General features: G+C 31.6%; 13 protein-coding genes. 8 read left to right on the top strand and 5 right to left on the bottom strand.

Annotation, left to right across the window (positions count from 1 at the left end):
* The coding region (locus IAE51_RS10960) for a MucBP domain-containing protein (protein WP_200095434.1) at window positions 1-932 on the bottom strand (932 nt) is incomplete at its 3' end.
* A 225-nt stretch (window positions 933-1,157) separates the two neighbouring features.
* Complete coding sequence (locus IAE51_RS10955; protein ID WP_012898280.1) at window positions 1,158-1,958, bottom strand: LssY C-terminal domain-containing protein; 801 nt, start codon at window positions 1,956-1,958, stop codon at window positions 1,158-1,160.
* Between the two features lie 220 nt (window positions 1,959-2,178).
* Between IAE51_RS10955 and IAE51_RS10950 the strand changes: the two genes are divergently transcribed.
* Together IAE51_RS10950 and IAE51_RS10945 are read left to right on the top strand one after the other, a co-directional pair.
* Window positions 2,179-2,454: a bacteriocin immunity protein gene (locus IAE51_RS10950; protein ID WP_200095432.1), complete on the top strand. Its 276-nt coding sequence runs from the start codon at window positions 2,179-2,181 to the stop codon at window positions 2,452-2,454.
* Between the two features lie 110 nt (window positions 2,455-2,564).
* A complete protein-coding gene (locus IAE51_RS10945; protein WP_012898278.1) occupies window positions 2,565-3,101 on the top strand; it encodes a YagU family protein in 537 nt (178 codons plus the stop codon).
* Window positions 3,102-3,133: 32 nt separating this feature from the next.
* Here the strand turns inward: IAE51_RS10945 and IAE51_RS10940 are convergent, their stop codons facing one another.
* From IAE51_RS10940 to IAE51_RS10930, 3 genes are read right to left on the bottom strand one after another with little or no spacing between them, the layout of a single operon-like run.
* On the bottom strand, window positions 3,134-3,691 hold the full coding sequence (locus IAE51_RS10940) for a hypothetical protein (protein WP_025016955.1): 558 nt from the start codon (window positions 3,689-3,691) through the stop codon (window positions 3,134-3,136).
* Between the two features lies 1 nt (window position 3,692).
* A complete protein-coding gene (locus tag IAE51_RS10935) occupies window positions 3,693-4,637 on the bottom strand; it encodes a hypothetical protein (RefSeq protein ID WP_200095430.1) in 945 nt (314 codons plus the stop codon).
* 3 nt (window positions 4,638-4,640) lie between these two features.
* Window positions 4,641-5,636 carry a hypothetical protein gene (locus tag IAE51_RS10930; RefSeq protein WP_200095428.1) on the bottom strand — a complete coding sequence of 332 codons (996 nt, stop codon included), beginning with the start codon at window positions 5,634-5,636 and terminating at the stop codon, window positions 4,641-4,643.
* A gap of 224 nt (window positions 5,637-5,860) precedes the next feature.
* Here IAE51_RS10930 and IAE51_RS10925 point away from each other — a divergent pair, with 224 nt between their 5' ends.
* The 6 genes from IAE51_RS10925 (at window position 5,861) to IAE51_RS10900 (ending at window position 10,355) form a co-directional block, all read left to right on the top strand.
* Window positions 5,861-7,069, top strand: a complete 1,209-nt coding sequence (locus tag IAE51_RS10925; protein ID WP_200095426.1) for a YgcG family protein — start codon at window positions 5,861-5,863, stop codon at window positions 7,067-7,069.
* A 90-nt stretch (window positions 7,070-7,159) separates the two neighbouring features.
* Window positions 7,160-7,711: a hypothetical protein gene (locus tag IAE51_RS10920; RefSeq protein ID WP_200095424.1), complete on the top strand. Its 552-nt coding sequence runs from the start codon at window positions 7,160-7,162 to the stop codon at window positions 7,709-7,711.
* A 393-nt stretch (window positions 7,712-8,104) separates the two neighbouring features.
* Window positions 8,105-8,539: a hypothetical protein gene (locus tag IAE51_RS10915; RefSeq protein ID WP_200095422.1), complete on the top strand. Its 435-nt coding sequence runs from the start codon at window positions 8,105-8,107 to the stop codon at window positions 8,537-8,539.
* A 2-nt stretch (window positions 8,540-8,541) separates the two neighbouring features.
* Window positions 8,542-9,762, top strand: a complete 1,221-nt coding sequence (locus IAE51_RS10910) for a hypothetical protein (RefSeq protein ID WP_200095420.1) — start codon at window positions 8,542-8,544, stop codon at window positions 9,760-9,762.
* Window positions 9,763-9,774: 12 nt separating this feature from the next.
* Entirely contained in the window at window positions 9,775-10,092 is a 318-nt protein-coding gene (locus IAE51_RS10905) for a hypothetical protein (protein WP_200095418.1), read from the top strand.
* Window positions 10,093-10,094: 2 nt separating this feature from the next.
* A complete protein-coding gene (locus tag IAE51_RS10900; RefSeq protein ID WP_200095416.1) occupies window positions 10,095-10,355 on the top strand; it encodes a hypothetical protein in 261 nt (86 codons plus the stop codon).
* Window positions 10,356-10,434: the final 79 nt, after the last annotated feature.

Below are 10,434 nucleotides of genomic sequence, written 5' to 3'. Positions count from 1 at the left end.
GTTGAAAATAGTCCACTTTTATTTCCTTGAACTTCTTTAAAAGTGTAGCCCGAAATAATTTTTTGTTCAGTAGTGTATTCTTGGTCGACATTACCTGAAAGTGGGATAGAATCTGAAATAGAATTTCCTTGCGTATCAATATATTTAACGGTTACAGTAGCAGCAGCTACTGTATTTTTCCTATAAACATAGGTCAAGTTAGTTAATTGTGCTTTTTTAAAACTATCTTCTTCGGGAACAGATACTAAAGTATATCCCGTGAAATCTCTTACTTCTGAGGGAATAGTATCCCCTGATTCACCAATAAGAGTTGGCGAAGTTAATAATTCTGTACCATCTTCCGTTTTATAATGAATGATAGCACCAGGGCTATCAGAATAATATGCCCAAGCGAAGTTGGCATTTGCTGGTAAAGTGTCTAAAGGTTGCAGAGCATAATTATTTCCTTGAACCTCATTGATTGGACTAATCACTTTTTCTGTGACCACCTGAACAACATAGTAGTTAAAATAGTAAGTTTGCCCATCAATAGTTATCGTGCTACTGGGAATTGGTAATTTGACAGGATTTTGAAGTCCGGGCCCAACCAAAGTATTTGGACCAGTGAGAGAACCTGCATTAGTGATTGAGTTTCCAGAATCATGTGTAAAATAGGCATTTGTAGAAGTTGTCAACCCAAAATAGTTGAGCTTTCCTTCTGAATTTTGAGAAACATCCATTGGAATGGAAACTGAATAATCATTTCTAACATTATTTATTTTGATTATTCTGCCCATAACATTGGCTTTATCTGAGGATTTAGGATAATAGGCACTTACCGGATAATTGTAATTAAAAAGATTATAATCGATAGCTGCGCTGACCTTTTGTACATTTAAAAATAGAAAAGCAAGGGTGATTAGTAGTGACGAGATAAGGGTTTTCTTATTCATATGGGCTAACTCCTTCTTGTTATTATTATCTTTAGAGTAGCTTATTGATGACGGTCAGTCAACTAAAACGTTTCTTAAAATGGAAATATTGATTATTTTGCGAAATTTTAATAATTTTAAAAAATATTTAGTCGCTGTAAAACTAGTAGAGTGCATAAAATAAAAGAAGAATCTTATTTAGATTCTTCTTTTATTTTATGTTAAGTAATGATATATGAGAAAAATTCATTTAAGTTTCAAATAAACTAAAGAACCATCTGTAGAAATCTTATCTCCCCCACCATTTCTACTTCGATAAGGATTTGTGAAATGAGTATATAGCTTCCTTTCTTCAACTAATCCATGCTCGATGAGTTCATCTGCGATAAGATTTCTTTCTTCATCTATATTCTCATCAATACGATGAGTAATTTGTCCTGTAAATAAAGAAAATCTAATACCAATATCTAAAGAAGCGGCACAGACCCAATCAGACTTTACTCCCCCAGGGAGGTAATAATCCTGTGGAGTTTCCCATAATCTGATATGATGCCTTTGTTTAGGACTGCCAGCAATTTCTTTTTCAAAGGCGAGGTCTTGTTTTTTAGAAAATAAAAAGAGAGAGCTAACGGGTGCAGTGGGATAGCTTTGATGTAATAAGCTTGATTTTATAATTTTGAGAGAGGACCTTAAAGTAATTTTATCTGATTTTGTCCACCCCATTCTTAAAAAAGCAGCTTCTATATCTTCTTTTGAACCGTCAATTAATAAATTTACCGAATCACCTAACACACCATCAGAAGTTCTAGACCTTCCAATAAAATATTCCGGTAGATAAATTTTTGTGATGATTTTTGTGATATTGGGGATAATCAGATAGGACAAAATTAGCCATGTGACAATATATAAAAAAATATGAATTTTACGAGTTAATAACTCTCTGAAAAATAAATCATAAATGGTATATCCAAAGACAACTGCTACTAAAACACGAAAAGTACGAGCGGTGAAATTTATAATTTTAGTTTTTTGATCCATTGATATCATCTTTCTTATTTAGAGGTTAATGAATATTTTTTGATAAAGTATTATAGATTTTTTTGACACAAAATCTATTTATATATCTATTCTAATTTAAAAATGACTAAAATACTAGAGAGAGTATTGACTAAAGATTTAGAAATAAATAAAATAGATTCGGAAGAAATTGACTATATTATCAGAAAATTATAAAATAAGCTATCTGAAAGGTAAGAGGAGTGAACAAATGGTCAAAAAAGCGAGTGAAGCAGAAATCTTAGAAGAACTTTATAATTTAATTCTTAGTAAAACATTGAATAGCAAAGAACGTGAAGTTTTAGTGCAGAGTAAGAATAATTTAGAAAAGGGAAATTATACTCCGAAGGTAATCAATGATCTTCAACATTCTCTAGCGCCTCTTGCTAGAAAACAGGAATTATCTAGTGAAGTTGTGAGGTTTTATCTTCAGTTGTCGCAACAATTTATTGAAAGAGGTCAACGTGGAAGTTGGCTTTCGCTTTAATGATAATAAATCTTTCCTTTAGAATGAGCAAACAATTCAATACACTTTATAATAAATTTTTTATAAAATAAGAGTAGTTTTTATTTTATATATTATAAGGAGATTTTGAAATGGTAAAAAATATATCGTTGGATTGGTTTTTGGGAATTTTATTGCCTTGCTTATGGATTGGTATTGTTTCTGGACTAATTTCTGGAATGGTAAAAATTGGTTGGGAAGCCATTCTTCCTCCTCGTACAAAAGAGCGAGATGAAACAAACCCTCCTCAAAAACTTATGCAACAAATTGGCTTTCCCCAAAAAATTACTCATGCTTACTTTTTGTATTCTAAAGACCAAAAAGTGTATTGGTTTGCCTTGATTCTTCATTTCAGTTTTTCAATTGTTTTTTCATTTATTTTTGTTGTCTTATCACAAATATGGAGTGGTATAAGCTTAGGCGAGGGGGCTCTTTATGGTATTATTATCTGGTTTTTATGGCATATTCTGTTAATGCCTATTACTAGAACGGTACCACAACCTTGGAAGCAACCTTTTTCAGAACACTTTTCAGAATTTTTTGGGCACATCGTCTGGGCTTGGTCAATAGCTGCTGTGAGTTTTTATATGATTGCTACTCACTATTCAGATGTTCTTTCACTTTTCTAAAATAAAAAGAGCCATTCTTAAGGGGGCTTTTTTTATTTCAGATTTGATGAGAATTTATTCACTTTAAAGAGATTTTCTTCAATAACAAATTCCCACTTTTGTACGTCTTTTTGATATGTTTGTCTATCAGGCAGGGGATCTTTTAGCATTTCATTATATCTGGACATTGACCTTGAGGTGACAAGGTACATAAGGCTATCATTTTCATCAAAAGATAGAGAATATTTCGCTTTAAGGGAAATTTCCACAGTAATTTTATTCTTGAATTGGTGTAGGTTGTTTATTCCTTCAATCTGAATATCAAAAATGGATTCTTTTTTTCCATACATATCATTGTGAACAATATGTTTGTCCTGTTTTTTTAGTAAATTTTTACTGTAAAATTGACTGTTTTGATATAGTTTTGACTGATTCCATGAGCTAAGAACAGCTAAAATAAGAGCTTCAATCTCATCAGCCTTAATTACGTCTTCAGAGATATTTTTAGCGGTAATATATTTTTTTTTAGTTAATTTTTCAATTAACAATAAGGCAAGTGGTGATAAAACTAGAATAGGGATTAGAAGTAGTTTCAGGGAAAATAGATTCATATTAATTTGTGGTTTCTACGGGGGTTAAATAAGCTTTAAATTCGTGATCTGTGGAGCTGTCTCTTGTTGTGATAGTGCACTCATCAAAATGAGTGATATTTGATGAAACTGTAGCTCTATAGGCAGAAACAGTAATCTCTTGACTTAATGTTGAGTCGGGAATGCTATATGCTAAGGTCACTTCTTCCAAGTCCATAAATAAATCTCTGAAACTTAATTTTTTTATTTTTTCTTTTGTTTCGTTTAAATTTTCTGAGGCACTCCATCCAAGACCTAAAAGAGTGTCAAAATCTGAATATGAAAGTTTTATTGCAGCATCAGAGATATTTTTGTCTTTAAAGTTGACCGACATCGTTTTATCCCGAGCACCTCCAGTAAAGGAAATATCAAAGAAGAGAAATTTAGGTGTGGAGATGGTTAGAGTTGCATCAGGATCCGGAGAATCATGATTTAAATTAACTTGGGCATTTCCTTTGGCATTCGACCAGTTTCCTGCAATAGCCTCTTCATAATTTTTCAAAAAAGATTGGTTTTGAGCTTTCCATGCTTCATTAACTGAATTCATATTATTTTTAATTGGAGTTATTGCTTTTTTATACTGAACGGAATTTTTCCGATAGTAGATCATCTTTTGCTTTTTATTGGTTAGTGTCAAAATGTTTCCCGAAATATCAAAAGATGTTTGATATTTGTAGGAGTTGAGATAACTTAATTCATGTTTCTTTTCATTAAAATGATAATTTTTTTCTTTAGTGAAATTAACGATAGAAGTACTCTTATTGGGAAAATCTAATAATTTGAGATTACTTGTTACTTGTGTGGGTTCTTGTAATAGTTCCCACTGACCCTTTATTAGTGTACTTTCTGACTTTGTTAGTTTACTACATGCTGAAAGAGAGAAAAAAGTTGTTATTAGTATAGCTACTACGATAATTTTATTTTTCAATTGTTACTCCGTTTTAGAAACATTTCCAGAAATTTGAACTCCTTCATCACCACATTGTGTGATGAGTAAGGCAGTATCAAATGATAACTTTCCGTTCTTATATGAAAGTTCGGAAGGGGAAAAGCTTTGAGAAATCGTGCCAGTATCAGTTGTTACATCATAGGAAAAAGCAATATATTTGATACGGCTAAACATTTGTTCGGCGGTGAGGTCTTTAATGATATTTAAAAGTTTCTTAGAATCTACTGGAATATGATCTGAATGTTCTAATCCTAAAATTCCATTAGGTTGATAAGAAGCATAAGCGTTGTGAATTACTTTTTGGTCAAAATTTGTCAAAGAATCAGAAGAGGCGTGAAATGAAAGATTAGTTCCACCATCAAAAGTTAATGTTTGCATTCCGGGCGCCCAAGCCACACCTTGCCCAGTAGTTGCTACTGCCTTAAAGTGGCCTGACCATGTTCCAATCATTGCTTCCTTGAGTGATTTTTCAATGATGTCTGTTTTTGCTTTCCAAACTTCATTCAAATGAGTCACTGATTTTTTCTCTTTGGCTTCTTTGTCGTTAATTTCTTTGGTCTTTTCTTTTTCAAGCTTACTTCCTACTCGATAATAAACATTTCCACCAATATCTGAACTCGTCGTATCAAATTTTAAAATATCCTGACCATGTTCTAACTTATAATCATAACTGTATGAACCAATAATAATTTGTCGACCTAGCTTATAGTCGTATTCATTAGTAGCAAGTATGACTTTTTTCTTATCAAACTTGATCTTTTCACTGGTAGATGCGGTTAAATCTAGCAGTTTATGTGCATCTGCGGCACTCGTTGTTTTCGGAAGATTGATTTTACTTTCGGAATACGAAATCCATTCTCCTTGAATAGCTTGATGAGGATTACTATTAGTTTTAACACTATCTTTACTTGAAGTTTTACAACTGCTTAAAATTCCAATAGAAAAAATAGCAAAGATGATAATAAAAAATTTTTTCATAAATTTATATACTCCAATTTTGGTGACATTACGGCTTAATTATAGCATATAAGTGAATAAATATAAGTTATATCAGAAAAATGATGATGTATTTTGAAGATTATTTATAAAATTATTATGATAATAAAGAGATTTGGAGTTAATATAGAATTAAGATTAGTTTGTAAATTATGATACAATACAATAGTAAAATTTTTGAAATAAAGTAATTCTAGGAGTAATTTATGAAAAAGAAATCGTTGCTTTTTGTTATGATAGTTTGTATTTTGATATGTGGAACTATAATAAAAGTGAATGCTGATAGTCAGAACTTTGTGGACGACCAAGCGAATATTCTATCTATAAATACAAAAGAAAATATTAATTTGGCATTAAATGAATTTACAACTGCCACGATAAATGGAGAAATGGTAAAACCGCAATATGCGGTACTTATCATAGATAGCTTAGAAGGAAAAACAATAGAAAAGTTTTCTAAAGATTATTTTAACTCCAAAGGAATTGGTGATAAGAAAAATAATTTAGGAATTTTACTTGTTATTGCAGTGAATGATCATAAATACCGTACTCAGTTAGGCAAAGGTTGGAACGGCAATTCTTTTTTAAATGAAGGAACCATAAAAGAGCAAGTTTATAGAAGTGACATTGCTGATGATTTTAGAGCTTTCGATTATGATGAGGCAGTTAGTTCAATGGTCAATCGGACATTGGATTTGGCGAAGAATACATTAAGTTGGAATAGGAATGAAGAGTTACTAGGGAACTCAGAAGAAAATTATCCAAATGATTACAACTATTCACCAAATGAAAATTCAGGAGGTGTTTTCTTAATATTTTCAATAACCATTTTAGTAATTAGCGGATTTGTTTATTTATCAATAGCTATATATCAAAAAATTACTGCTTTTAAACCTCGATATACTGTCGTTGAGATCATGGATTTTATTTCAAAGAATGAGAAGTCTTTAACTTTACTAAATAAAATTGAGGAAAAGGTAAGTAGACTGGAGATTGCATGGGCCTATAGATACGATGAACAAGCAACTTTAGACCTTGACTATATGATTCCTTACTTTACGAGGATTTCAATCAATTTGAATTGTCTGGAAGGTGTCAGAAACACTGTTTTAGAGAAAAATCCAGAAGAACTAGTAGCTAAGTATCTATTAAAACTTCAAAATAACAATCATAGAATTTATTCAGATGCATCATATCTCATCCGTGATTTAACAATGTTTGTTTCTCAAAGTTCTTCACAAATACTAGCGCCAGCTTCTACAGGGTATTTTTATAGTAATGATTTTAAGGGGACGAAAAAATATAGTGGAGATTCGTATCATGCTTATTCAAATTATAGTAGTGGCTCTGCAGATGGCGGATTTTCTGGAGACGGTGGTTCATCTGATGGAGGCGGGGCTTCAGGAGGTTGGTGAATTAGGGCTTGGAGTTTACTATAAATATAAAATAACAGATAACAATAATAAAATTTTCGTACTTAAATATAATAAAATGAGGTTTTTTAAATGGATCAAAATGTGGAAAATAAACTTATATTAAAGAAAGATAAAAGTAGCATAAAAAAGATAAATAGCATTATTCTTTTTATTTTTATCGTGGGTTATGGGGGTCTTGGAGTTTATCAAATGGGAAAAAATAAATTGGTGACCTATACAGCACTGGCAATATCAATTTTATATATTTTTTCTCTTTTGGTTTCTTTTTTGATTAAAAGAATAAGCAAAAATTCTAAAAAGAAGGCTCCCTTCATTATGCAGGTTGATAATGATGAGTTAATTTATTATCCTTTAACTAATGGCACCATTAGTTATCATATCTCCTTAAAAGAAGTGAAAGATATTCATGTCTTATGGTGGGGAAATGGGGCTAATAAGGTAGTCGTTGAATTTTTCGAGCAACCAAAAACTTCTTCACGTACTGATGGAGATAAAAAGAGCATAGTGGGAAAGCACAAATTATCGTTTGAACGACTTGATATCAGTTATAAGGACTTCAATCAATTCTTTAACTCTATGAATGATAGCGTTACTTTTCCTGTTATCTTTGATAAACGATGATTCATTTGGAAAAAAAGTTAAAAAATCTTATCCAAACTCCACAAATAATGTATAAGAAGAAAATAGTTACCATTATTTATACACATTTAAATTATAAAAAGAAATGGGAAAGATAGGAACTCTACAAGACATAGTTTGATGTTTTTGTAAAAAAATAGTAAAATATAAACATAAAATTGAAAAATGTAAAATGTAATGTCACAAAATTCTACAACTTCTGAAGAACTCAAACAACAAGTTCAAGTCTATATTCAATCTAAGGAGCAAATCGAACAAGGTGTTTAGTATAAATATACGGATAACATTGTGGAATGTGACAGACAAGATGCTCAAAGCTTTGGCTTCTAAAGCAAAATAACCTTAAAGGTTAATTTTTTAGTAAGGGAAAATGAAATGAAGAAACGAAAAATGCTAATTTTAGCATTACTAGTTGTAGTCCTGGTTGGAGTGGGAATCATTGGAGGAAAATATTATATGAACGAAAAAGCTGAAAAAGAAAAAGTAGAGTTACAAACTTCAGATTACAGTATTGAGCAAGAAAGAATACTAGCTAAACAAATAAAAAATACATTTGCAGATATAAAATCAGTTAAATTTGTAAATAAGTCAATGAGCAAAAATTCAGTTGCAGGTTTTATATCAATCGATATAATAATTCAAACAGATAATAAAAATGAAAAAATAGGCACAGACTTTCCTATAAATAAAGACAACGAAAGTAAAAGTGAACAGCTAGAAAGTTATATTGGTGGTGACGATTTAAATAATGGAGAAACATCAAATAATATAACAGTATATTTTACAAATGATTCTGAGGAAGTATTATAGATATGACTAGTATAAAAGACTTAAATAAGTTAAATAAAGCTGTATATAGAGTGGATGCTAACTATTCTGGAGATGTATTAGTATCGCAAAATCCTAAAGAGGGGCAACAAAATAAAATACATGTGCCTAATGGGAACTCAACGGACTCATATAGAGTTGTAGATACTGACTGTGATAATTCTTTATTTGGAGGAAGTTATAGAGGAATGGCGGTTGCCCCTATTACCAAAGAATTCCCTAATGGTGACCCTAATCATGTGATTGTTGTTTCTGCTGGAACAAACCCCAATGATTGGAAAAATCTTGCCAGTGCTGTCGATGAATGGGGAGGTTTTCAATCCGACCAACTGTCATCTGCTCAAGATTTTTTGAAAAGAGTACAGGAAAAATATACAGTCACTCAATTAACAGGGTATAGCCAAGGAGGCTATATGTTAAAAATAGGAGCTGAAGCTCATATTCCAACGACTGTTTTTAATGGATGGTTTAGATATTCTGATTTAACTGAGGAAGAGCGAAACTATATCAAATCACATCGGGAAATGTTCGTCAACTTTCGTCATAATAACGATGAAGTGGTACGATATTTGGATGGTAATATTCATGCTGGGGATGATTTAGGTACAATTGTATGGATTGATGGAAGTAGTCATGATTTATCTTCGTGGAATTTTGATAGCAAGGGAAATCTTATTGATGAAAAGGGACATGTTTATAAACTTCCTAAAAATGCTGATGTTGAAAAAAGTATTGAAGGAATGGGGAAACAGTTTGAAGTTCAAATGTCTAGGTTAAGTGATCTTCGGACAAGACTTACAGCAAGTGGTGGAGGTCTTTCATCCAGTGAAAAAATCTACTTAGACGATGCACAAGCTCTTGCGATTGTTTCAACGGCCAGTTCTGAGTTTGAGTTGGCTATGAGTAATGTCATGAAAAACTATCAAGATGGAATTAATGAATCAGAAAAACTATGGCAAGATACTTTTAATAAGGCGGTAGATATGGGCAATCTTCTTGAAACTTGGGAAATATACGAAGCACTTGAAATGGTTGGTTTTACGCAAGATAATATTGTCGGATTTCCGACAGGACAGTATCAAAGTAAAATTGATAAAGTAAGAACAATGAGCGATAAATTTAAAAATCTTGAGGGCGAAATTAAGAGTAAAATCTCAGAATTAGTTGCTCGAGATAGTGAATTGGCTCAGCAACTAAAAGGATAAAGGGAATAAATTTTGCTTACTGAGGAAGAATTATTAAGTGATTATCGTTATCAAAGAACACAGTTAGAAGAGCAGGAAGATGAACTTAGAAGAGGAGAACGATCAGTAAATGATTTGATTGAGCAGACTAGGAATGAAATTGATCGTATGCTTCAAGAAGTAGATGGTGACTTTTCTGAAGCTTATGATTTTTCTCGTTATCGTTTGAATCAATTCTCACAAGAAATGGCTGAGGAATTTGAGGCAGAAAAAAGAGTTGTTCAAAATAAAATTGAACAATCTGAACTGGAGTCTAACCGACAATTTAGACAGTTACAAGAAAAGGGGTAAGAATGGATATTGTAGATCAGCTGATTAAAAAAGCACAAAAAGAATTACAAAAAATTCAAATTCAAACTTTAGGAAAGACAGGAACTGTCAGTAGCTATAAGAAACGCGAAAAACGTGAAAAAAGTGCACAATTAGAATCAGAAACAGCTAAAAATTCAATTTCCAAAAATTCAGCAGAACTTAAAGAAGCAATTAAAGGAAAGTTTAGTGATAAATTAACGGAAACTTTTGAAGAGCAAAAACGGATGTTAGATAATATTTGAAATTAGTTAACAATGTTTTTTAGCACTATGACAATGGTTGATTAGAAAGTGAATAGAAATAAGATAAAAGTTATATAAA

This window comes from Lactococcus sp. S64, from assembly GCF_016516525.1.
In the GTDB taxonomy this organism is placed as follows: Bacteria; Bacillota; Bacilli; order Lactobacillales; family Streptococcaceae; genus Lactococcus; species Lactococcus lactis.
This window is presented reverse-complemented; position numbering and strand designations above follow the sequence as displayed.

Bases quoted from the DNA above. Each gene is read 5' to 3' on its own strand.
- IAE51_RS10940 (WP_025016955.1), bottom strand. From the start codon at position 3,691: ATGAATCTATTTTCCCTGAAACTACTTCTAATCCCTATTCTAGTTTTA.
- IAE51_RS10915 (WP_200095422.1), top strand. From the start codon at position 8,105: ATGAAGAAACGAAAAATGCTAATTTTAGCATTACTAGTTGTAGTCCTG.
- IAE51_RS10950 (WP_200095432.1), top strand. From the start codon at position 2,179: ATGGTCAAAAAAGCGAGTGAAGCAGAAATCTTAGAAGAACTTTATAAT.
- IAE51_RS10920 (WP_200095424.1), top strand. From the start codon at position 7,160: ATGGATCAAAATGTGGAAAATAAACTTATATTAAAGAAAGATAAAAGT.
- IAE51_RS10910 (WP_200095420.1), top strand. From the start codon at position 8,542: ATGACTAGTATAAAAGACTTAAATAAGTTAAATAAAGCTGTATATAGA.
- IAE51_RS10945 (WP_012898278.1), top strand. From the start codon at position 2,565: ATGGTAAAAAATATATCGTTGGATTGGTTTTTGGGAATTTTATTGCCT.
- IAE51_RS10955 (WP_012898280.1), bottom strand. From the start codon at position 1,958: ATGATATCAATGGATCAAAAAACTAAAATTATAAATTTCACCGCTCGT.
- IAE51_RS10925 (WP_200095426.1), top strand. From the start codon at position 5,861: ATGAAAAAGAAATCGTTGCTTTTTGTTATGATAGTTTGTATTTTGATA.
- IAE51_RS10930 (WP_200095428.1), bottom strand. From the start codon at position 5,636: ATGAAAAAATTTTTTATTATCATCTTTGCTATTTTTTCTATTGGAATT.
- IAE51_RS10900 (WP_200095416.1), top strand. From the start codon at position 10,095: ATGGATATTGTAGATCAGCTGATTAAAAAAGCACAAAAAGAATTACAA.